This window comes from Cyanobium sp. NS01 (assembly GCF_014280235.1).
Taxonomy (GTDB): Bacteria; Cyanobacteriota; Cyanobacteriia; order PCC-6307; family Cyanobiaceae; genus NIES-981.
The window spans coordinates 333,000-352,432 of the sequence record NZ_CP047940.1 but is presented as its reverse complement, the minus strand read 5'-3'; the positions used below and the strand labels follow the sequence as shown (position 1 = coordinate 352,432).

Annotated in this window: 23 protein-coding genes; 11 read left to right on the top strand and 12 right to left on the bottom strand. The window is 69.1% G+C overall.

What is annotated here, in order from left to right; genetic code table 11:
- Window position 1: 1 nt before the first annotated feature.
- From CyaNS01_RS01760 to CyaNS01_RS01735, 6 genes are all read right to left on the bottom strand, one after another.
- On the bottom strand, window positions 2-604 hold the full coding sequence (locus CyaNS01_RS01760) for an NADH-quinone oxidoreductase subunit J (RefSeq protein WP_186698371.1): 603 nt from the start codon (window positions 602-604) through the stop codon (window positions 2-4).
- Window positions 604-1,233, bottom strand: coding sequence for an NAD(P)H-quinone oxidoreductase subunit I (ndhI, locus tag CyaNS01_RS01755; protein WP_186700069.1), 630 nt, complete (start codon window positions 1,231-1,233; stop codon window positions 604-606). The genes CyaNS01_RS01760 and ndhI overlap by 1 nt, the downstream gene beginning before the upstream one ends.
- A gap of 80 nt (window positions 1,234-1,313) precedes the next feature.
- Window positions 1,314-2,498 carry an NADH-quinone oxidoreductase subunit NuoH gene (nuoH, locus tag CyaNS01_RS01750; protein ID WP_225875747.1) on the bottom strand — a complete coding sequence of 395 codons (1,185 nt, stop codon included), beginning with the start codon at window positions 2,496-2,498 and terminating at the stop codon, window positions 1,314-1,316.
- A 24-nt stretch (window positions 2,499-2,522) separates the two neighbouring features.
- Complete coding sequence (locus tag CyaNS01_RS01745; protein ID WP_186698369.1) at window positions 2,523-3,707, bottom strand: citrate synthase; 1,185 nt, start codon at window positions 3,705-3,707, stop codon at window positions 2,523-2,525.
- A gap of 24 nt (window positions 3,708-3,731) precedes the next feature.
- Complete coding sequence (gene sixA / locus CyaNS01_RS01740; RefSeq protein ID WP_225875746.1) at window positions 3,732-4,253, bottom strand: phosphohistidine phosphatase SixA; 522 nt, start codon at window positions 4,251-4,253, stop codon at window positions 3,732-3,734.
- Entirely contained in the window at window positions 4,246-6,018 is a 1,773-nt protein-coding gene (locus tag CyaNS01_RS01735) for a DUF3352 domain-containing protein (protein WP_225875745.1), read from the bottom strand. The genes sixA and CyaNS01_RS01735 overlap by 8 nt, the downstream gene beginning before the upstream one ends.
- Here CyaNS01_RS01735 and CyaNS01_RS01730 point away from each other — a divergent pair.
- From CyaNS01_RS01730 to CyaNS01_RS14420, 3 genes are all read left to right on the top strand, one after another.
- Window positions 6,017-6,355 (top strand): rhodanese-like domain-containing protein, encoded by a 339-nt coding sequence (locus tag CyaNS01_RS01730; protein ID WP_225875744.1) that lies wholly within the window; start codon window positions 6,017-6,019, stop codon window positions 6,353-6,355. The genes CyaNS01_RS01735 and CyaNS01_RS01730 overlap by 2 nt on opposite strands.
- 109 nt (window positions 6,356-6,464) lie before the next feature.
- Window positions 6,465-7,454: a heat-inducible transcriptional repressor HrcA gene (locus CyaNS01_RS01725; RefSeq protein WP_186698361.1), complete on the top strand. Its 990-nt coding sequence runs from the start codon at window positions 6,465-6,467 to the stop codon at window positions 7,452-7,454.
- Between the two features lie 162 nt (window positions 7,455-7,616).
- Window positions 7,617-8,594 (top strand): 20S proteasome subunit A/B, encoded by a 978-nt coding sequence (locus tag CyaNS01_RS14420; RefSeq protein WP_225875743.1) that lies wholly within the window; start codon window positions 7,617-7,619, stop codon window positions 8,592-8,594.
- A gap of 33 nt (window positions 8,595-8,627) precedes the next feature.
- Here CyaNS01_RS14420 and trpB read toward each other — a convergent pair whose 3' ends face one another.
- Window positions 8,628-9,881, bottom strand: coding sequence for a tryptophan synthase subunit beta (gene trpB / locus CyaNS01_RS01715; RefSeq protein ID WP_186698360.1), 1,254 nt, complete (start codon window positions 9,879-9,881; stop codon window positions 8,628-8,630).
- 128 nt (window positions 9,882-10,009) lie between these two features.
- Between trpB and CyaNS01_RS01710 the strand changes: the two genes are divergently transcribed.
- On the top strand, window positions 10,010-10,339 hold the full coding sequence (locus CyaNS01_RS01710) for a translation initiation factor (protein ID WP_186698358.1): 330 nt from the start codon (window positions 10,010-10,012) through the stop codon (window positions 10,337-10,339).
- 27 nt (window positions 10,340-10,366) lie between these two features.
- Here the strand turns inward: CyaNS01_RS01710 and CyaNS01_RS01705 are convergent, their stop codons facing one another.
- Window positions 10,367-11,197, bottom strand: coding sequence for a DUF3598 family protein (locus tag CyaNS01_RS01705; protein ID WP_186698356.1), 831 nt, complete (start codon window positions 11,195-11,197; stop codon window positions 10,367-10,369).
- A gap of 76 nt (window positions 11,198-11,273) precedes the next feature.
- Between CyaNS01_RS01705 and CyaNS01_RS01700 the strand changes: the two genes are divergently transcribed.
- Window positions 11,274-12,188, top strand: coding sequence for an ion channel (locus CyaNS01_RS01700; protein WP_186698354.1), 915 nt, complete (start codon window positions 11,274-11,276; stop codon window positions 12,186-12,188).
- A 6-nt stretch (window positions 12,189-12,194) separates the two neighbouring features.
- Here the strand turns inward: CyaNS01_RS01700 and CyaNS01_RS01695 are convergent, their stop codons facing one another.
- Window positions 12,195-12,689, bottom strand: coding sequence for a DM13 domain-containing protein (locus CyaNS01_RS01695; RefSeq protein WP_186698352.1), 495 nt, complete (start codon window positions 12,687-12,689; stop codon window positions 12,195-12,197).
- A 95-nt stretch (window positions 12,690-12,784) separates the two neighbouring features.
- Between CyaNS01_RS01695 and CyaNS01_RS01690 the strand changes: the two genes are divergently transcribed.
- The 5 genes from CyaNS01_RS01690 (at window position 12,785) to CyaNS01_RS01670 (ending at window position 17,782) form a co-directional block, all read left to right on the top strand.
- A complete protein-coding gene (locus CyaNS01_RS01690; RefSeq protein ID WP_186698350.1) occupies window positions 12,785-13,387 on the top strand; it encodes an isoprenylcysteine carboxylmethyltransferase family protein in 603 nt (200 codons plus the stop codon).
- Between the two features lie 190 nt (window positions 13,388-13,577).
- Complete coding sequence (locus CyaNS01_RS01685; protein ID WP_186698347.1) at window positions 13,578-14,714, top strand: DUF1611 domain-containing protein; 1,137 nt, start codon at window positions 13,578-13,580, stop codon at window positions 14,712-14,714.
- Window positions 14,711-15,838, top strand: a complete 1,128-nt coding sequence (locus tag CyaNS01_RS01680) for an alanine/ornithine racemase family PLP-dependent enzyme (protein WP_186698345.1) — start codon at window positions 14,711-14,713, stop codon at window positions 15,836-15,838. The genes CyaNS01_RS01685 and CyaNS01_RS01680 overlap by 4 nt, the downstream gene beginning before the upstream one ends.
- 265 nt (window positions 15,839-16,103) lie before the next feature.
- Window positions 16,104-16,799 carry a DUF429 domain-containing protein gene (locus tag CyaNS01_RS01675; protein WP_186698343.1) on the top strand — a complete coding sequence of 232 codons (696 nt, stop codon included), beginning with the start codon at window positions 16,104-16,106 and terminating at the stop codon, window positions 16,797-16,799.
- An 8-nt stretch (window positions 16,800-16,807) separates the two neighbouring features.
- Window positions 16,808-17,782, top strand: a complete 975-nt coding sequence (locus tag CyaNS01_RS01670) for an NAD(P)-dependent alcohol dehydrogenase (protein ID WP_186698341.1) — start codon at window positions 16,808-16,810, stop codon at window positions 17,780-17,782.
- Between the two features lie 17 nt (window positions 17,783-17,799).
- Here CyaNS01_RS01670 and CyaNS01_RS01665 read toward each other — a convergent pair whose 3' ends face one another.
- The 3 genes from CyaNS01_RS01665 to CyaNS01_RS01655 are packed head-to-tail and all read right to left on the bottom strand — an operon-like array spanning window position 17,800 to window position 18,641.
- Window positions 17,800-18,171, bottom strand: a complete 372-nt coding sequence (locus CyaNS01_RS01665; protein ID WP_186698339.1) for a VOC family protein — start codon at window positions 18,169-18,171, stop codon at window positions 17,800-17,802.
- A gap of 29 nt (window positions 18,172-18,200) precedes the next feature.
- Window positions 18,201-18,362: a hypothetical protein gene (locus CyaNS01_RS01660; protein ID WP_186698337.1), complete on the bottom strand. Its 162-nt coding sequence runs from the start codon at window positions 18,360-18,362 to the stop codon at window positions 18,201-18,203.
- Window positions 18,363-18,392: 30 nt separating this feature from the next.
- Entirely contained in the window at window positions 18,393-18,641 is a 249-nt protein-coding gene (locus CyaNS01_RS01655; protein WP_225875742.1) for a hypothetical protein, read from the bottom strand.
- Window positions 18,642-18,764: 123 nt separating this feature from the next.
- Here CyaNS01_RS01655 and cysC point away from each other — a divergent pair, with 123 nt between their 5' ends.
- On the top strand, window positions 18,765-19,424 hold the full coding sequence (gene cysC, locus CyaNS01_RS01650; RefSeq protein ID WP_186698335.1) for an adenylyl-sulfate kinase: 660 nt from the start codon (window positions 18,765-18,767) through the stop codon (window positions 19,422-19,424).
- Window positions 19,425-19,433: the final 9 nt, after the last annotated feature.

Here is a 19,433-nt window from a genome sequence, read left to right as displayed (position 1 = left end):
CTCAGGACGACGACTTGTCGAGCAAAAGGGGATAACGGGACTGCTCGATCAGCTCCTGATCAGCGGCCTCACCTGTGGCGATATCGGAGCTGAACACATCGCGCCTGGCCAGGACGATGGCACCGATCATGGCCATCAGCAACAGCACGGAGGCGAGCTCAAACGGCAGCAGATAGTCGGAGAAGAGGTGCTCACCGATGCGGATGGTGGCCTCCTCACCGATCGGCGTGGGACCAGGCAGGTTCCAGGGCGTGGTGACGGCCACCCGGAAGAGCAAGGCAAACAGCCCGCCGCAGACCAGCCCCGACAGCCCCCGGCGCAGGGCCAGACCCTTGATCACGGAGAGATCCTCCCGCTTGTTCACCAGCATGATCGCGAACAGGATCAACACGTTCACGGCGCCCACATACACGAGCACCTGGGCCGCGGCCACGAAGCTGGCATTGAGCATCAGGTAGAGCCCGGCCACCGAAAGGAAGACGCCAGCGAGCAGGAAAGCGGAATAGACGATGTTGGGCAGCAGCACAACGCCCAGGGTTCCGGCCACCAGGGTGGTGGCGAGGATGGCGAAGCAGATGAACTGGGTGCTGGAGGCAATGGTCATCAGCTGTCACTCTCCGAAGCGGGCTTGTCCTTGGGGGCCGGGGCTGAGGCGGGCATCGCAGCGAGCACCTGCTCAGGCAGCTGCCCCGCTCGAGGCGTGGTGTCGGGCACGCCGTGGGGATCCATCTCTCCCTTGGGCAGGTAGGCGAGCTCCCGCAGGGCCACCACGGCGGGGTCGCTGGTGACGCTGGTGGGCAGGCGGCCGAGCGCCACGTTGTCGTAGTTGAGGCTGTGGCGGTCAAAGGCGGAGAGCTCGTACTCCTCCGTCATCGAGAGGCAGTTGGTGGGGCAGTATTCCACACAGTTGCCACAGAAGATGCAAACTCCGAAATCAATCGAATAATTACTGAGCTCTTTTTTCTTGGTGGCTTTGTTCATCGTCCAATCCACCACAGGCAGATTGATTGGGCACACCCTCACGCACACTTCGCAGGCAATGCACTTGTCGAACTCGAAATGAATGCGGCCGCGATAGCGCTCCGAGGGGATCAGCTTTTCGTAGGGATACTGCACCGTGACCGGCCTGCGGCGCAGGTGATCAAAGGTGACCGCCAGCCCCTGGGTCATGTATTGGGCGGCACCCACCGCATCGCGGCTGTAGTCGCCGACTTTTTTGAGAAACCCGAACATGCGCTTGAAGGCGGTTGGACGACGGGGCTGGTCTGGTCGAAGCACGACCATGATGACTCAGGAGAGCCGAAGCTGAAGGTTCAGCCGCCGAAGACGGCGGGGAAAGCCAGCTTGAGACCAGCGGTGACGAGCAGGTTGACCAGGGCGATCGGCAGCAGGAACTTCCAGCCCAGGTCAAGGAGTTGGTCGATGCGCACCCGGGGGGTGGTCCAGCGCAGCAGGATCGCCAGGAACACCAGCAGGTAGGCCTTCAATACGGTCATCACGATCCCCACAGACCCCGTGATCACCTGCACCAGTGGCGCATCGATCGGCTGACCCAGCCAGCCCGCCAGCCATTCCACCGGCAGCGGGAAGCCCCAGCCCCCCAGGTAGAGCACCGACACCAGCAGGGCCGAGAGCACCAGGTTGATGTAGCTGCCGAGATAGAAGAGGGCGAACTTCATGCCGGCGTACTCGGTCTGATAGCCAGCCACCAGTTCCTCCTCCGCCTCCGGGAGATCGAAGGGAAGGCGCTCGCATTCGGCCAGCACACAGATCCAGAAGATCACGAAGCCCACGGGCTGGCGCCAGATGTTCCAGCTGAGGATGCCCGCCCCGTTCTGCTGGGCCACGATGTCCACGGTGCTGAGCGAGTTGCTCATCATCACCACGGCCAGCACGGCCAGGGCCAGCGGAATTTCATAGCTGATCGACTGGGCCGCCGCCCGCAGGCCACCCAGCAGCGAGTACTTGTTGTTGGAGGCGTAGCCGCTCATCAGCAGGCCGATCGGCTGGATGGAACTCAGGGCAATCCAGAGGAAGATGCCGATGCCCACATTGCTGATCACCAGGTGCTCGCCGAAGGGCACCACCAGCCAGCTGAGGATCACCGGGATCAGCACCAGCACCGGGCCGAGGGTGAACAGCAGGCCGTCGGCCCGGGCGGGAATGATGTCTTCCTTGAACAGCAGCTTGAGGCCATCGGCCATGGGCTGCAGCATCCCCAGGGCTCCGGCATATTCGGGGCCGATCCGCTGCTGCACGGCGGCGGAGATCTTGCGCTCCAGCCACACGTTCACCAGCACCCCCACCACGGCGGCGACCAGCACCAGCAGCATGGGCAGGGGCAGCCAGAGCAGGCGCGCGGCCCCTGGGCTGAGGCCCAGACCCTGGAGCAGAGCAACGAAACTGGCCTCGAGATCAAGGCCAGGACCAGGTGGGAGGGCGGTGGCCGGGACGAGCCCCAGCACCGAGGCCAGACCTGGCCCTGAGGGGCTCAGCATGACGGCGTCTCAGATCGCAGCAACTTAGCGGGCTTCCAGGGGGATCCACTCACGTGGTGCAGACCCGGTGTAAATCTGCGACGGTCGGAAGATGCGGTTTGCACCAAGCTGCTCCTTCCAGTGGGCCAGCCAACCGGCCGTGCGGGCGATGGCGAAGACGGGGGTGAACAGATCGCGGGGGATGCCGAGCTTGCGATACACGAGGCCGGAATAGAAGTCCACGTTGGGGTAGATGCCCTTCGGGCCCAGCCGGGAGCTGGCCTCCTCCTCCACCTTGCGGGCCAGGTCGTAGAGGGGATCGTGGCCGAAGCGGTCGAACAGCTGCTCGGCCAGCCCCTGCAGGATCACGGCGCGGGGGTCCTTCACCTTGTATTCACGGTGACCGAAGCCCATGATCTTCTGCTTCTCGGCGATGGCCCGGTCGAGCCAGGGCCCCACCCGGTCCTCGCTGCCGATCGCTTCCAGCATGGCCAGCACGTCCTCGTTGGCACCGCCGTGCAGGGGACCGGCCAGCGTGCCCACCGCCGAGGCCACCACGGCGTAGGGATCGGTGAGGGTGCTGGCCGTCACCCGGGCGCTGAAGGTGCTGGCGTTGAGGCTGTGCTCGGCGTGCAGGATCAGGCAGGCATCAAAGATGCGGGCCGCCAGCGGGTCGGGCTCCCGCTCCATGAGCATGTAGAGGATGTTGGAGGCAAAGGCGAGGTCATCGCGGGGCTGGATCGGGTCCTGGCCTTTGCGGATCAGCTGGAACGCCGCCACCATGGTGGGGATCTTGGCGATCAGCCGCACCACCGCCTCGGCGATGTACTCGGGGTTGTCGAGGGCGCGCCGCGAATAGAAGAGGCCCAGGGAGGCCGCGCTGCTCTGCAACGCATCCATCGGGTGGCCGGTGGCCGGGAAGCACTTCATCATGTCGCGGATGCGGAAGCTCACCCGGCGGTGCATCTGCACCTCCTGCTCGAAATGGCGCAGGCCTTCGGCGGTGGGCAACTCGCCCCAGATCAGCAGGTAGGTGGTTTCCAGAAAGGAGCTGTTGGCCACCAGGGTCTCGGCGTTGAAGCCCCGGTAGGTGAGCCGCCCGCGCTGACCGTCGATATCGCAGATGGCCGACTGGGTGGCGGGCACCCCCTCAAGACCCGGACGGAAGGGCGGCGCGGCGGACTGCTCCCTGACGCCAGCGGGACGGTTGGTGGTGACGCGCTCAGCCATGCCTCGAGGTCCAATGGCCAGAACTTACGGCTGGAGGCCGACCTCGCGCCGTGCCCGCTCGCACAGGAGCTGCCTCGGAGCCATCAGCAGCCGCAGTTGCCAACAGCCGGGCGCCACGGCATCGGAGCAGCGCAGCAGGGCCACACCGGCCTTCTTGAGGGCGATGCTGCCGCAGGCTGCACCGATCAGCCGGGCCGCCAGGCCGCCGAGATCGGGCTCATGGCCCACCAGCAGCAGCCGCTGCTCTGCTTCCTGAGCCTCCAGCCGAGCCAGCAGCAGTGCCAGGGCCTCCCCGCCCGGAGCCAGGGCCTCGCTTGCCTCGAGGCTGGCTGCCAGCCCAGCCGCAAAGGCGATGTCGGCCGTCTGGCGGGCCCGGGCCAAGGGGCTGGTGATGAGCCGATCGCCCCCCAGGCCGAGGCGGCTGAGCTGGTCCACCACCTGCCGGGTGCGCCGCCACCCCTCGGGGGTGAGCTGGCGCAGGCCATCGTCCCGACCGGGGCAACGCTCCTCGGCGATGCCGTGGCGCAGCAGCAAGAGCTCAGCCAAAACCCAGGTCCAGCCTGAGGTGCAGGCCATCACCAGACTCCGGCTCCAGCCCCAGCGCCAAGCCGTCCACGCCGCCATCGAGGGGTTGCCCCGCGAGGCTGGTGAGCAGCCGCCAGACCGGCCAGCGGCGCAGCCGGGCCCTGGCGGATTCAGGGCCGCTGGCCCACTGCAGGGGCGCTTCGGGCAGCTCCAGGGCGGCCAGGGCCCGCAAGCGATCCCGGGGAACGGCGCCTCCCTGGCGCCGCTGCTCCAGCGCGGCCAGGGTCTGCCCCCACCAAGCCTGGTCGGCCTCCAGCTCCCTCGCTCCCGCCAGGCTGACGCTGAGCTGGGGGCCGCTGCGACGCTGGCGTCCAGCCGCCTCGTGGGCGTCGAGCCGGGTCCATACCTGCTGGCTGGCTCCATCCGCACGCTGCAGCGTGGCGGTGACCAACCCCAGCTCGTCGAGGCCAGGCTGCAGCGCCGCCGGTTCAGGCTGATCGGCCGGCGTGGCCAGCAGCCAGCCCTGGGGTCCCTGGCTCCAGAGCAGCGGGCCAGCATCGGCCGCCATCACCACGCCGGGCAGGGGGCCTGCATCGGGTTGCTGCAGCAACCTGGCCAAGAGCGAGGCCCAGGATTCTGGCCAGTGGGCCGAGTCCTGGAGCAGCGCCAGGCTGTCGCTGGAGCCCCGCAGCCCCGCCGTGAGCGCAGCAGCCAGGGCGGGATCGAGGCGGGAGCTCCAGGCCGCCTGAGTTGGAGGCGCTGGGAGCGCAGGCTCGGCGGAGGCGGATGGATCTTCGGGCTCAGGGGGTTCTGACCGCTGCTGGAACTGGGTCTGGTCCTGCGATTCCGGCGTCAGCGCCAGCAGCGCCTCCAGCGCCAGCCGGCGCCCGCTTGGGCGCAAGGCCACGGTGCCCGACTGCAGCGGCAGGGTGGAGCGCCTGGCAGCTCCCCCGGCGGCCGGCAGGCCCAACCAGGATTCCAGGCCCGCCGGCCGGAGCTGCAGGAGCAGGGTCCCCTGCCCCAGGCGCTGCACGGCCTGACGGAAGGAGGGGTCGGCCGCCAGGTTGAGTTCGCCGATCTGCGACACGTCGAGGGCCTGCTCCAGCACGCCTCGCCCGGAGGCCAGCAGCACGAGGTCGTCGTCGATCAGGGCCGTGGCGATCGGCACGGGCTGGCTGCCCAGCAGGGCCCCCCGGCCACTGATCACACCCATGCCGCGGTAGCTCGACACCTGCAGATCCGTGCCGGCGAGGCTGCGGGTCTGCCAGAAGCGCTGCAGAAAGCGGCGGGCACCGTCGCCATCGCGGCTGTGCAGGGCCAGCAGCCAGCCATCGGGGGGCTGGCCGGGTTGGCTCGCCACCAGGGCCAGACCGGTTTCGGCGCCGAGCCAGCTGGCCAGCTCCCCCGGGTAGTCGAGGCCGGCAGCCGCGAAGGCCCCGTCGCGCAGCCGGGCCACCGCCTCAGCGGCCTGGCGGCGCTGGCGGATCGGTGCCTGGGCGCGGGCGTAGTCGACGGGCTGCTGGGGATCGCTCAGCAGGAACAGCCCCAGGGCGGCCGTGCGCGGCACGAAGCGGGCCGAGCTGGGCACCACCAGGGCGCGCCGCTGGAGCTGCAGGGGGGAGCGCTGCCACAGCAGCCAGCCCGCACCAGCGGCCAGGCCCAGCAACAGCAGGGTGACCGCCAGCACCACCGCCAGGAAGGGACGGGCTTTCATGCGTCCAGGCAGGCCGTCATGCAGACGCAGCAGGATGCGCCCATCCTGCACCGAACACCAGCCCGTGGACATGCCGATCAGCATCAAGGCCCGCGACCTGCAGCAGCGTCTGGCCGCCGGGGAGGCCATCCAGCTGGTGGACGTGCGCGAATCCGAGGAGCTGGAGCTGGCCCGTCTGCCCCTGCCGGTGATCCATCTGCCCCTCAGCCGCTCCCAGGAGTGGCTGGGTGATCTGCCCGCCCGGCTGCAGCGCGACGTTCCGGTGGCCGTGCTCTGCCACGCGGGGGTGCGCAGCTGGCAGTTCGGCTGCTGGCTGATCCAGGAACACGGCTACGACGCCGTCTGGAACCTGGTGGGCGGCATCGATGCCTGGAGCACCCAGGTGGACCCCGCCGTACCGCGCTACTGAGCACCGCGCTACTGGCGCTGCCGAGGCCTGCGTTACCGAGCGTCCACGCTGACGGCGTAACGCCCTCAGCCCTCTCTACCATCCAGCCACTCCGGATCGGGGGCTCGTCTTGGCGCAGAACCTCTCTCCCCGTCAGCAGGAGGTGCTGCGCCTGGCCGTGCGCCACTACGTGGACACCGTGGAGCCCGTGGGCAGCCAGACCCTGGTGCGCCGCTTCGCTCTGCCGGCCAGCTCCGCCACGGTGCGCTCGGCCATGGGGGTGCTGGAGCAGCGGGGGCTGCTGACCCAGCCCCATACCTCGGCCGGCCGCATCCCCAGCCAGCTGGGCTACCGGGAATACGTGAACCGGCTGCTGCCAGCGCCGGGGGCCGCGGCCCAGCAGCTGGACCGGGAGCTCGCCGGCCTCAGTTTGCACTGGACGGCCCTCGACGATCTGCTGGTGCACCTCGGGCGGCGCCTGGCGGACCTCACCGGCCTGCTCAGCCTGATCACCCGCCCGATCAAGACGCAGCAGCACCTGCAGGAACTGAGGCTGGTGGCCAGCGGCGACCGGCTGATCGTGTTTCTGGTGAGCGGCTCAGTGGCCGGCGGCAGCCTCAACCTGCGGCTGCCGCCCAGGGCCACGCCCGAGCTGGCCCGGCTGGAGGACTGGATCAACCGGCAGTTGCGGGCCCACCCCGAGCAGCCGATTGCCTGGCAGCAGTTACCGCAGGAGCTGCGCAGCAGCGGCCACCTGCTCCGCCAGGCCCTCGACCAGCAGCAGCCGCTCGCAGCGCCGGGCGCCAGTGCCGTGGCCAGTGGCATGGGTGGGCTGCTGGCCCAGCCGGAGTTCAGCCAGACCGCCACGCTGCTGCCCCTGGTGCAACTGGTGGAGGCCACCCCCTACGAGCTGCTGGGTCCCCCGAACGACGCCATCTGGATCGGCCAGGAACATCCCCATGGCGCGCTGAAGGCCTGCGCCGTGGTGCAGGCCGGCTACAGCAGCCTGGACGGGGCCCGCGGCCATGTGGCCCTGGTGGGGCCGATGCGCATGGCCTATGCCACCGCCCGGGCCGCCGTGCAGTCGGTGGCTGCCACGCTGACGCGGCTGCTGAGCTGATCAGCTAGCGGGCTGCCAAGCTGCAGAGAAGCAGCAGCTGAGCCCCTCATCCCCAGCGCCCGATTCCATGGACCCCGTTCCTGCCGCAGGCCAGACCGCACACCGGCAGACCCCACACCGGCAGAGCGTTGAGACTTCCGCCCAGCCGTCCGGGGTGCAGGCATGACCTATTGCGTCGCCTTTCTGCTGGATTCGGGGCTGGTGTTCGCCTCGGACTGCCGCACCAATGCCGGGGTCGATTACATCTCGACCTACAGCAAGATGCACGTGTTCCAGCCGTCGCCGGACCGGCTGTTCGTGCTGCTGGCCGCCGGCAACCTGGCCACCACCCAGGCGGTGCTGAACCAGATTCAGAGGGAGCTGAGGGAACAGGGGGTGGGACCGATCGGCGCCACCCAGACGGGGAAGCCGGTGGGCAGTGGGCCTGGGCTCAGCGGCGAAGCGGGCGATCCGCCCCTGCAGACCAGGGTGTTCGCCGGACTGGATGCCGCCGGCCAGGCGCGACCCACGGCGAAGGTGCAAGAGGCCGGCCAGCCCCCTGACGCCACGGTGCCGCGTTGCGAGGCCCCCAGCCAGGAGGCTCAGGACAGCCCTCCCGAGCCCGACGCTGCGGGCCCGAATCTGCTGACGGCCCGCTATCTCTTTGAGGCAGCCGACTACGTGGGGCGCACCAGCGTGGCGGTGCAGGACCGCCACAAGGCATCGCTGCACCAGTCGGGCGCCAGCGCCGAGGCCACCTTCATCCTGGGCGGCCAGATCGAGGGGGACCGCCACGGCCTCTATCTGATCTACCCCCAGGGCAATGCGGTGATGGCCACACGGGAAACGCCGTTCCTGCAGATCGGCGAGAGCAAATACGGCAAGCCGCCCCTCGACTTCGTGGGCCACTGCGGCCTCTCGCTCGAGGACGCCGCCCGGCTCTGCCTGATCTCCCAGGTGATCACGCGCCGCTCGAACCTCTCGGTGGGCCCGCCCTTCGAGCTGGCGCTGATGCCCGCCAATGAGCTGCGCATCTCGCGGCGCATCAAGCTCAAGAAGGGAGCCCCCGAGATCAGCCGCTCCATGGAGGTGTGGGCCGGCTGCATGCAGGAGGGCCTGCAGCGGCTACCGCGCTTCGCCTGGGAAGAACATCCGCTGTAGCCGGCCTCCCGACCCGGCAGCCGGCCACCGGTCTCAGCCCCGCAGCTGATCCCCCAGCCGGTCGGCCACGGTGTTCACATCCTTATCGCCGCGGCCGGAGAGATTGAGCACCACTTCGGTGCCGGGCGCCAGGGTGGGGCAGAGGGCGTCGAGGGCCGCGAAGGCATGGGCGGTTTCCAGGGCCGGAATGATCCCCTCCAGCTCGCTCACCAGCCGCAGGGCCGAGAGGGCATCGTCGTCGGTGACGGCCAGGTAGTCGGCCCGGCCGATCTCGCGCAGGTAGCTGTGCTCGGGGCCGACGCCGGGGTAGTCGAGGCCGGCACTGATCGAATGGGCCTCCTGCACCTGGCCCTCGGCGTCCTGGAGCAGCAGGCTCATGGCGCCGTGCAGCACGCCGATGCGGCCCTCGGTGATGGTGGCGGCATGGCGGCCGCTGGCCACCCCCTCGCCGGCGGCCTCCACGCCGATCAGGCGCACGGCGGTGTCCTGCACGAAGGGATGGAACAGGCCCATGGCATTGGAGCCGCCGCCCACACAGGCCACCAGCACATCCGGCAACCGCCCGAAAGCCTCCTGGCACTGGGCCTTGGCCTCCTTGCCGATGCAGGCGTGGAAGTCGCGCACCAGCATCGGATAGGGATGGGGGCCCGCCACCGAGCCGAGGATGTAGTGGGTGCTCTCCACGTTGGTCACCCAGTCACGGATGGCCTCGCTGGTGGCGTCCTTGAGGGTGGCGCTGCCGGCGGTCACCGGCTGCACCGTGGCGCCCAGCAGGCGCATGCGGAACACGTTGAGGGCCTGGCGGCGCATGTCCTCGGCGCCCATGTACACGACGCACTCGAGGCCGAAGCGGGCGCACACGGTGGCGGTGGCCACGCCGTGCTGACCGGCGCCGGTCTCGGCGATCACCCGCTGCTTGCCCATGCGCAGGGCCAGCAGGGCCTGGCCGAGGGCGTTGTTGATCTTGTGGGCGCCGGTGTGGTTGAGGTCCTCGCGCTTCAGCCACAGGCGCGGACCGCCCTCGGGGCGGGCGTAATGGGCCGTGAGCCGCTCGGCCTCATACAGCGGGGTCGGCCGGCCCACGTAGGTGCGCAGCAGGTGGTTGAGACGGCCGGTGAAGGCGGGATCGGCCCAGGCCTCGGCGGCGGCAGCCTCCAGCTCCGCCAGGGCCGGCATCAGGGTTTCCGGCACGTACTGGCCGCCGAAGCGGCCGAAGCGGCCCGCCGGGTCAGGGCGCACGGCAGGCACCAGGGAGGGCGCCGGGGCTGGGGGGACGGTGCTGGTCACGCTGGGGCCACCGGAACGGATCGGTGGCCCCAGCGTAGGCAGGAAGGCAGACCGAACCAGCGCCGGCTGCGGGAGGATGGCATCATCGGCCCCAGTGCCGCACTGCAGCGATCCAGCCGGAGGAGGCGATGGGCAGCAAAGGCAGCTGGCAGGAGTTTGAGAGCCTCGAGCGGCCGGCCAGCCAGGAGCGCCCGACCGCAGCCCCCACCCCCAGGGCTCAGCAGCGGGTGCGGGTGCAGCGCACCAAGGCCGGCAAGGGCGGCAAGCTGGTGACCGCCATCAGCGGGCTGGAGGCACCGGAGGCCGAACTCAAGGCCCTGCTGAAGCAGCTCAAGGCCGCCGCGGGCACCGGCGGCAGCGCCAAAGGCGGCGTGATCGAATTGCAGGGCGACCAGGTGGCCACGGCCCTGGCGGCCCTGGCGGCGGCCGGCTACCGGCCCAAGCAGGCTGGGGGCTAGCTCCGGGAGCTCCGGGGGGCGGCGGCGCTAGGCCAGCTTGGTTTCGACCAGGTGGGTGGAGGACAGCCAGGCCCCGCGGGCGTCGTAGCGGCGGATCAGGCGCTGACGCTGCGTGGGAGAGGACAGCCAGCCCGCCTCGACCTCAAAAGCCTGACGATGGCTCACCTGCAGCGGCACCCGACTGCAGCCGCCATCGGGCAGGAGATGGAGGCGCTGGGGCAGCGGCGCCTCGATGGCCACCACGCTGCCCTGAAGGGTGCCATCGAGGCTGCTCAACTCGCCGCCGAGATCCGTGCTGAAGCGCAGGCCATCCCCAGGCAGGCGCTCAATGCGGCTGGTGCAGGGCACCGTGCTGGGCACCGGCCAGTCGGCCTCCACCGTGGCGGCCTGGCCCTGCCAGGTGCCGATCAGATGCTCCGGGCTGAGCGGTGGGAGCTCGCCGGCGTTGCTGCCGGCCCGGGTCTCGCGGATCAGCACCAGCGACTCGAAGACCCCTGTCTCGCCATGCAGCTGCACCAGCCGCCAGCGGCGATCCGGGCCCACGAAGCCGAACTCGGCGCCGGAGCGGGTCGCAGGAGCGATCTGGAGTGAGCCCTTGGAAAAGCTGCCGTTGTCGAAGAAGGTCACCTGCTTGCCCAGGGAGCGGTACTCCTGCTGGTGGTCGGAGCTGGGAGGCCCGCTGGTGTCGCCGCCTGCGAAGCGGCGCAGGCGGAACTGCACGCAGGTCCCGCCTTCATGGCTCTCGAGGCTCAGGATCGAGGCGGTGGAGCGCAGCAACGCCCCGTGGGCGTCGAGGTCGGCGAAGCTGCCGTGCCACTCGCCAAGGTTCTGGAGAAAGTTCTGCCACTGGGTGCCCATGGCTGCGGCCACTGGCGGCCCAAAGGGCGGGATGCTAACGATGTGGTCCATTCGAAGTCCTGGAGCGGCGCCACCGATGGCCAGGGTCCAGCACCTGCGGCGGAAGCACGGCCTGCTCACAGCCCAGGAGAGCCAGCGCTGGTGGCGCCACTGGCGCGAGCCCTATCTGCTGGCGCTCTCGCTCTCCTGGCCCCTGTTTCTGGGCCTGCTGGCCCTGGTGTACCTGGCGATCAACCTGCTGTTCGCCAGCCTCTACCTCGCCGACCCGGCTGGCCTGGCCGGGACGGCCGCAGGCCGCGCCAGCTTTGCGGAGGCCTTCTTCTTCAGTGTGCAGACCCTGGGCTCGATCGGCTACGGCGCCCTCCATCCCGTGAGCCTTTACGTGAACCTGCTGGTGGTGGCGGAATCCTTCAGCGGCCTGCTGTTCATCGCCCTCAGCACCGGCCTGGTGTTTGCCCGCTTCTCGCGCAGCAGCGCCCGCATCCGCTTTTCGAAGCTGGCCGTGGTGCACCGCTACAACGGCCTCCCCACCCTCAGCTTTCGGCTGGCCAACGAGCGTGGCAACAACATTCTCGAGGCGCGGGTGCGGGCCTACCTGTCGCTGGATGAGATCAGCCATGAAGGTCATCACATGCGGCGATTGCTGCCGCTGCCGCTGGAGCGCGACCAGGGCATCGCCTTCCTGCTGGTGTGGACAGCGCAGCACCGCATCGATGCCAGCAGTCCCCTGCACGGGCTGAGTGTGGAGGCACTGGAACGGCTCAATGCCGAACTGGTGGTGTCCTTCAGCGGTGTCGATGAAACCATCGAAAGGCCGATTCACAGCCGCTGCAGCTGGCCGATGAGCCGGATCGGCTTCGGCCTCTGCTTCCTGGACATGGTGGAGGTGGAGCAGGTGAAGGATGGGGACGACCGACACCGCATCGACTGGTCGGCCTTTGATCGCACCCGGAAATGCCCCCTGAAGCCAGCGGCGAGCCTCAGGTCCTGAAGGGCCTCACTGGGCCAGCGGCGACCAGGCCATGGTGGCGTTGAACTGTTCGCACCAGATGATCAGAGAGCCGTAATCGGCCAGATCAAAGCCAGCAGGCAGTTCATAGGTCTGGGCTCCGGAGGCGGCGCGCAGTGGGGCGATCACCGTGTAGGTGCCCTCCTGGAGCGGGTAGGCCGGCGGCTTGCTGTCCGCCAGCGGATCGGCGTCACGGCCGAAGGTGACCTTGAGGTCGGGCGCCGTGCGGCTGGTGCTGAAGTCCTCGCTGAGCATCAACAGGGTGCGCTCGCCCTCCCGGCGGATGGTGAAACCGCCCTCCACTGGCTTTTCCGCCTCGCGGAACGATCCGCTGTGGAGCTGCTTGGCGGGCTTGTCGGCCATGGCCACCACGGGGGCAGCCTCGGGAGCGGCGGCCTCCTTCTGGGAGGCGGTGGCGCAGCCGGTTCCAGCCAGAGCCAGGGCGAGGGTGAGCAACAGGGCGGGGCGGGGGGAGAGAGACACAGGGAGATCGGTAGACAGTCAGAACAACTACCGCCCAGCCTCACGACTGGATGGGCCAGACTTACGGTTTAGGGCTTTGTTGCTCCCGGCTGCTGATGGCGAACCAGGCCTTTTCCACCGTCCATCGCATGGTCTGGAGCAGGGTGGTGGCTGCCCTGGTGGTGCTGTATCTGCTGGTGGCGTCCCCCCCGCCGCTGCTGCCCGGCTGGGCGCTCGAACTGGGGGAGGCGGTGGGCTTGATTCTGTTGGCCACGGCCGCCTTCGGCAGGCTCTGGTGTCTGCTGTTCGTGGCCGGCCGCAAGAATGAACAGGTGGTGCGGGAAGGTCCCTACTCCGTCGTCCGCAACCCGCTCTACGTGTTCAGCCTGCTGGGGGCCGTGGGCTTCGGACTGGCCGTGGAAAACCCTCTGTTGGCGGCTGTGCTGGGGCTTGGCTTCATCGCCTACTACCACTTCGTGATCCGCAGTGAAGAGCGCTTTCTGCTCTCGGCGTTCGGCAAGAACTACAGCGCCTACCTGAATCAGGTGCCCCGCTGGATTCCCAGCTTCAAGCTCTATCACTCCCCCAGGACCATTGAGGTGGATACCACCAAGGTGCTGCGCGGCATCGGCGATGCCATGTGGTTTGTGTGGGCCTTTGTGCTCTGGGAACTGATGGAGGTGATGCGCGCCTTCGTTCTGCCGATGCTGCGCGCCTGACCGGCAGGCAGGGGCCAGGCCACCGCGGTCGCCCGGAACAGTTAGTATCAAGAGATACATTCCCGCTTGGCGGGGCCACTGGTATCCCTGCCCGGTTCTGGCCATCGGCAGACCATTCGGTCGTCTCCCCTGAGTCTTCAGAACCGAATCAACTCCCGTGGTTTCCCCTTTCAGGGCCCTGCGTGGACCGATGGTGCAGGACGCCCCATCGGCCCCCAGGGTCTTCGCTTCAGCCTCCCCTGCCGCCGCCATCCCTGCGGTGATCTACTGCGAGGGGCAGTTCGGCGTGGCCGATGGCAAGACGGCCCACGGCCTGATGCGGCACAGCGAGCGCTACCGGATCGTGGCGGTGATCGACAGCCTGCTCGCGGGCCGCGATGCCGGCGAGCAGCTCGATGGGGTGGCCAATGGCGTGCCCGTGGTGGCAGACCTGGCGGCTGCCTTTGCCCTGGGCGGGGCAGCCCCGCAGAGCCTCATCTACGGCATGGCCCCCGCCAATGGCCTGTTCAGCCCGACCGACCGGGTTGTGCTGCTGGACGCCATGCGCGCCGGCCTCAGCCTGGTGAGTGGCATGCGCGAGTTCCTGGGCGATGACGCCGAGTTCGCGGCCACCGCCGCCCGCCACCAGGTGAGCATCGAGGACGTGCGGCGCCCGCCGGCCCTCAAGGATCTGCGCCTGTTCAGCGGCACCATCGCCAGGGCCCACTGCCGGCGTATCGCCGTGCTCGGCACCGACGGCGCCATCGGCAAGCGCACCACCGCCACCGTGCTGGTGCAGGCCCTCAACGACCACGGCATCCACGCCGTGCTGGTGTCCACGGGCCAGACCGGCATGATCCAGGGCGGACGCTACGGGCTGCCGCTCGATGCCATTCCCTCCCAGTTCTGCTCCGGCGAGGTGGAGGCCGCGGTGGTGCAGGCGTTTGATACCGAACGCCCCCAGGTGATCGTGATCGAGGGCCAGGGCGCCCTCAGCCATCCCGCCTACCTCTCCTCCACGTTCATCCTGCGGGGCAGCCAGCCCCAGGCCGTGATCCTGCAGCACGCGCCGATGCGGCGTCAGCGCTGTGATTTTCCGCAGGAGGCCATGCCCACGCCTCAGAGCGAGATCGCCCTGATCGAGGCCTTCGCCCCCACCCGCGTGATCGGCATGACCCTCAACCATGAGGGCATGGACGTGGCCGAACTCCCGGCTGCCATCGCCCTGTATGAGGCCGAGCTGCACATTCCCGTCAGCGATGCCCTGGCCTGCCCGCCCGAGCGGCTGGTGCAGATGGTGATGCGAGCCTTCCCGGAACTGGGAGCACCGCCGGCGGCGCTGGCGTGAGCGCCCCGCGGCTCGAGATCGATCTCGGCCAGCTCCACCACAACGCCACCAGCCTGGTGAGCCGCCTGGCCCGCCGCGGGATCGCGATCACGGCCGTGGGCAAGGCCGTGCTCGGCCTGCCGGAGATCGTGGCCACCTGGCTGGCGGCGGGGGTGGGCTCGATCGGCGATGCGCGCCTGGACACCATTGAGAGCCTGGTGAGCGGCGGCGTAAAGGCCCCGATGCTGCTGGTGCGCACACCGATGCTCAGCCAGGTGGAGCGGGTGGTGGCCGGCGTCAGCGTGAGCTGCAACAGCGAAGCGGTGGTGCTGGAGGCCCTGGCGGCGGCGGCCGAGCGCCAGGGGCGACGCCACGGCGTGCTGCTGATGGTGGAGCTGGGCGATCTGCGCGAGGGGATCCTGCCCCAGGACCTGGCGGGGATCGCGGCGCTCACCCTGGGGCTGCCCTGGCTGAGACTGGTGGGGATCGGCGCCAACCTGGGCTGCCAGCACGGGGTGGCTGCCGATGCCACCAACATGGCCGAGCTCTCGGCCCTGGCCGAGGCCCTGGAGGCCCGCTTCCACATCCATCTGGAGCTGATCTCGGGGGGCAACTCCGCCAACCTTGCCTGGCTGGCCGGGGGCGGTGATCCCGGCCGGATCAACCATCTGCGTCTGGGGGAGGCCCTGCTGCTGGGCCGCGAACCCCTGGGGCGGCGCCCCATCTGCGGCCTCCACACCGACGCCTTCCGCCTGGTGGGCGAGCTGATCGAAGTGAAGACCAAGCCCAGCCGGGCCTGGGGCCGCCGCGGCCTCACCAGCTTCAGCCCCGAGGGCTGTGCCCAGCCCGCTCCCCTTCCCCCGGACCGTGGCCCGCAGCAGCGCGCCCTCGTGGCCCTCGGCCACCAGGATGCCGATCCGGCCGGGCTGGAGCCTCCCGCCGGCATGGCGATCCTGGGGGCCAGCAGCGACCACCTCGTGCTGGAGGCCGATCGCCCCTTGAGCGTGGGGGAGGAGATCGGCTTTCGCCCCAGCTACAGCGCCCTGTTGCGCGCCATGACCAGCCCGTTCGTGGCCCGCCAGTGCCGGGGCCTCAGCGCTGGCCCAGCAACTCCAGCCAGCTGGGAGACGGCTCGCCGGCAGTGATGGGGATCGTGAACGACTCGAGCGCAAAGCCCCTGGCGTCCAGGCTGCAGAAGGGCCCACTGGCAGGCCAGGGGGGAAGGTTGATCGGCGGGGTGAGCACCACGGGACGTGGCGTGGAAACCAGGTTGAACATGGGCAGGCCTCATGCCCACTCAGGCTGGTCGGGGCCCTCCGCCCTGGCTGCTGCCTGGATGGCGACTCCACGGTGTCGCCGCACACACGGGCCTGCAGCAGCGACCCCCCCTGGCGCTGGCAGTCTTGGGCCATGGCGGCCCCTGTTCCACAGCAGACCTCAGCAGAAGCCCGCAGCCTCTGCGTGGTGGGTGTCGACGTGGGCGGCGAGCGCAAGGGCTTCCACGCCGTGGCCCTGCGGGGCGGTGGCCTGCAAGGCCGCCACACCACCTCCGACGCCGCCGAGCTGGCCCAGTGGTGCCGCAGCCTCGGCGCCAGGCTGATCGGCGTGGATGCTCCCTGCCGTTGGAGCACCGATGGCCGCGCCCGTCCCGCTGAGCGGGAGCTGATGGCCGAGGGGATCCAGTGCTTCGCCAGCCCCAGCCGCGAACGGGCCCTGGAGCACCCCAGCAACTACTACGGCTGGATGCTGAGGGGCGAGGCCCTCTACCGGGCCCTGGAGCCCAGCCATCCCCTGGCCAGCGGCCTGCCCAGCCCAGGCCAGCGCTGCTGCTTCGAAACCTTTCCCCATGCGATCACCTGCGAGCTGCACCGGTCCCTCGGCCTGGAGCGGGCGGCAGCGTCGCGAAAGCGCTTGCAGCGGCGGGCCCTTCTGGAGTTGTGCGGATTGGATTGCGATCAGCTCTCCAGCATCGACTGGATCGATGCCGCCCTCTGCGCCCTCGCCGCCGATCAGGCCGCCAGGGGTGGGCCCTGCCGCGTCTATGGCGAGGCGAGCAGCGGCGTGCTGATCGTGCCGAGCCAGATGCCCAGCCGCCCCAACCCTTGAGCCAAGCCATGAAAGCCTTCCTCTATCACCACTACGGCTCTGCCGATGTCCTCCGCTTGGAGGAGATCGATCAGCCCGTTCCCCAGGCCAACGAGGTGCTGATCAAGAGCCATGCCACCACGGTCAGCTCCGGGGACTGGCGCCTGCGCAGCCTGGAGGTGCCGGCCGGTTTCGGCTTGATCATCCGCCTGGTGGCAGGGCTGAGGCGGCCCCGGCAACCGATCCTGGGATCGGAGCTGGCGGGGGTGGTGGAGGCGATCGGTGAGGACGTGACGCGCTTCCAGGTGGGTGATGCGGTGTTCGCCTTCAGTGATCTCGCCCTCGGATGCCACGCGGCCTACCGCTGCCTGCCGGAGGACGGCGGCGTGGCGCGCAAGCCCAGCGGTCTGAGCTTTGAGGAGGCCGCCGCCCTCTCCTTCGGCGGCACGACGGCTCTGGATTTTCTGCGCCGGGCTCGCCTGAAACCCGGCGAGCGGCTGTTGATCCATGGCGCTTCCGGGAGCGTCGGCAGCGCCGCCGTCCAGCTCGCCTGCCACCTGGGGGCCGAGGTCACCGGCGTGTGCAGCAGCGCCAATCTGGAGCTGGTGCGCTCTCTCGGGGCCCACCAGGTGATCGATTACAACTGCGACGACTTCGCCCGCAACGGCCAGACCTATGACGTGATCCTCGATGCCGTGGGCACGGCTTCCTTCTCCCGCTGCCAGGCCTCGCTGCGGCCTGGAGGGCGGCTACTGCTGCTGGTGGCAAGCCTTCCCGCCCTGCTGCTCAGTGGCTGGCAGACCCTCACCACGGACAAGCATGTGATCGCCGGGCCAGCCAGCGTGAAGCCCGGCGACCTGGAGCAGCTGGCGGAGCTGGCCGAGGCAGGGGCGTTTCGGCCCGTGGTCGGCCGCTGCTATCCCTTCGAGCAGCTCCCGGAGGCGCACCGTTATGTGGACAGCGGCCACAAGCGGGGCAATGTGGTGATCAGCCTGGCGACCTGAGCCCCTGCAGCAGACCTTCAGGCCAGGGAATGCAGCCCGATCGGATTGCCTTCGGTGTCGATCACCACCGAGATGAAACCGAACGCTCCGATCGCCATCTTGGGACGCAACACCGTGCCTCCAGCTGGCACAACGCGGCCCTCCTCAACAGCGCAGTCCTGACAGGTGAAGTACACCATGGTGCCGCCCTTGCCGGGCTCGCAACCCTCCATCTGCATCAACGCTCCGCCTGCTCCCACCTGGTCGTCCTGCATCGGGAAGCACCAGTAGGCCATCCCCGGCGTGGAGAAGTCTTCAAAGCCCACCTGGAACACAGCCGTGTAGAAGGCCTTGGCGCGCTCCATGTCGGCAACATTGAGCTCAAACCAGGTGATGGGGTTAGGAGTCATGGCTCACGTGTTTAGTCTTTGATATGAAATTAGGCCTGCCGGAAGCTCGCTTCAAGTCTGCAGAACCAAACGTCATGGCGCGTGCGAGATGCGAGCGCACCCGCAGTGAAGGTTTCAAAGCTGGTGAGCACAAAACCTGCCAGATCCGTTGCTCCACCACTCATCACAACGGCGAGCGGCATGACATCCATGCCAAACCTGATCAGGGAGAAGCCATCGGGTCAGCGCGCGAGCAGCCAGCGCAGGGCAGAGAGCCCGATGATCAGCCCGATGCCGCTGTTCCACAGCAGGCTGCGGTGCCGGCGCAACCGCTCCAGCCAGTGCGGCAGCCGACTGCCGTGCTGCAACAGCAGAACGGTGGCCACCAGCAGCAGGGCGGTGGGCAGCAGCAGTGCCAGCAGCAGGTCTGCGGCCATGGTGGTGGGGGGCGACAGCCTCCCCAGCTTGGCTGCTGGCCTGGATGGCGCCATCGCTTTGCCTCGGACCAGGGCTTCAGGGTCAGTGCCCCAGACCCGAACTCGGCACCTTGCGCCCCAGGGCCGGGCGCAGAGCTGAAACAATGCCCCCCACACCCCCTGCTCCTCCCGTTCCTGATGGCCGCTGCTCCCGCTCCCAACCCCGCCTACGGCGCCCTCACTGACCAGGGCAAGTCGACCAACATCGTGTGGCACCACTCCACGGTGACCAGGGAGTCCAGGGCCCACCAGCGCGGCCACCGCAGTGCCATCCTCTGGTTCACGGGGCTGAGCGGCTCCGGCAAGAGCACCCTCGCCAACGCGGTGAACTCAGCCCTGTTTGAGCAGGGGCTGGCCTGCTACGTGCTCGATGGCGACAACATCCGCCATGGCCTCTGCACCGACCTCGGCTTCTCGGACGCCGATCGGGTGGAGAACATCCGCCGGATCGGCGAGGTGGCCAAGCTCTTCCTCGATGCCGGCGTGGTGGTGCTCACCGCCTTCGTGTCACCGTTCCAGGCCGACCGTGAGCGGGTGCGCGCCCTGGTGCCCGCCGGTGATTTCATCGAAATTCACTGCGCCGCAGACCTCAGCGTCTGCGAGGAGCGCGACACCAAGGGCCTCTACGCCAAGGCCCGCGCCGGGGTGATCAAGGAGTTCACCGGCATCTCCAGCCCCTACGAAGCCCCCGAATCCCCGGAGCTGCGGGTGGACACAGGCCGTGCCGAGCTGGAGGGCTGCGTGGCCCAGGTGCTGAGCTTCCTCGATGCCAACGGCATCATCCCCGCCGCCAGCTGATTCAGAGAT

What these genes read in the sequence shown, in the direction of transcription:
- CyaNS01_RS01760 (WP_186698371.1), bottom strand. Translation starts at nt 604, where the DNA reads ATGACCATTGCCTCCAGCACCCAGTTCATCTGCTTCGCCATCCTCGCC.
- ndhI (WP_186700069.1), bottom strand. Translation starts at nt 1,233, where the DNA reads ATGTTCGGGTTTCTCAAAAAAGTCGGCGACTACAGCCGCGATGCGGTG.
- nuoH (WP_225875747.1), bottom strand. Translation starts at nt 2,498, where the DNA reads ATGCTGAGCCCCTCAGGGCCAGGTCTGGCCTCGGTGCTGGGGCTCGTC.
- CyaNS01_RS01745 (WP_186698369.1), bottom strand. Translation starts at nt 3,707, where the DNA reads ATGGCTGAGCGCGTCACCACCAACCGTCCCGCTGGCGTCAGGGAGCAG.
- CyaNS01_RS01730 (WP_225875744.1), top strand. Translation starts at nt 6,017, where the DNA reads ATGCCGATCAGCATCAAGGCCCGCGACCTGCAGCAGCGTCTGGCCGCC.
- CyaNS01_RS01735 (WP_225875745.1), bottom strand. Translation starts at nt 6,018, where the DNA reads ATGTCCACGGGCTGGTGTTCGGTGCAGGATGGGCGCATCCTGCTGCGT.
- CyaNS01_RS14420 (WP_225875743.1), top strand. Translation starts at nt 7,617, where the DNA reads ATGACCTATTGCGTCGCCTTTCTGCTGGATTCGGGGCTGGTGTTCGCC.
- CyaNS01_RS01710 (WP_186698358.1), top strand. Translation starts at nt 10,010, where the DNA reads ATGGGCAGCAAAGGCAGCTGGCAGGAGTTTGAGAGCCTCGAGCGGCCG.
- CyaNS01_RS01705 (WP_186698356.1), bottom strand. Translation starts at nt 11,197, where the DNA reads ATGGGCACCCAGTGGCAGAACTTTCTCCAGAACCTTGGCGAGTGGCAC.
- CyaNS01_RS01700 (WP_186698354.1), top strand. Translation starts at nt 11,274, where the DNA reads ATGGCCAGGGTCCAGCACCTGCGGCGGAAGCACGGCCTGCTCACAGCC.
- CyaNS01_RS01690 (WP_186698350.1), top strand. Translation starts at nt 12,785, where the DNA reads ATGGCGAACCAGGCCTTTTCCACCGTCCATCGCATGGTCTGGAGCAGG.
- CyaNS01_RS01685 (WP_186698347.1), top strand. Translation starts at nt 13,578, where the DNA reads ATGGTGCAGGACGCCCCATCGGCCCCCAGGGTCTTCGCTTCAGCCTCC.
- CyaNS01_RS01675 (WP_186698343.1), top strand. Translation starts at nt 16,104, where the DNA reads ATGGCGGCCCCTGTTCCACAGCAGACCTCAGCAGAAGCCCGCAGCCTC.
- CyaNS01_RS01670 (WP_186698341.1), top strand. Translation starts at nt 16,808, where the DNA reads ATGAAAGCCTTCCTCTATCACCACTACGGCTCTGCCGATGTCCTCCGC.
- CyaNS01_RS01665 (WP_186698339.1), bottom strand. Translation starts at nt 18,171, where the DNA reads ATGACTCCTAACCCCATCACCTGGTTTGAGCTCAATGTTGCCGACATG.
- CyaNS01_RS01660 (WP_186698337.1), bottom strand. Translation starts at nt 18,362, where the DNA reads ATGGATGTCATGCCGCTCGCCGTTGTGATGAGTGGTGGAGCAACGGAT.
- CyaNS01_RS01655 (WP_225875742.1), bottom strand. Translation starts at nt 18,641, where the DNA reads ATGGCGCCATCCAGGCCAGCAGCCAAGCTGGGGAGGCTGTCGCCCCCC.
- cysC (WP_186698335.1), top strand. Translation starts at nt 18,765, where the DNA reads ATGGCCGCTGCTCCCGCTCCCAACCCCGCCTACGGCGCCCTCACTGAC.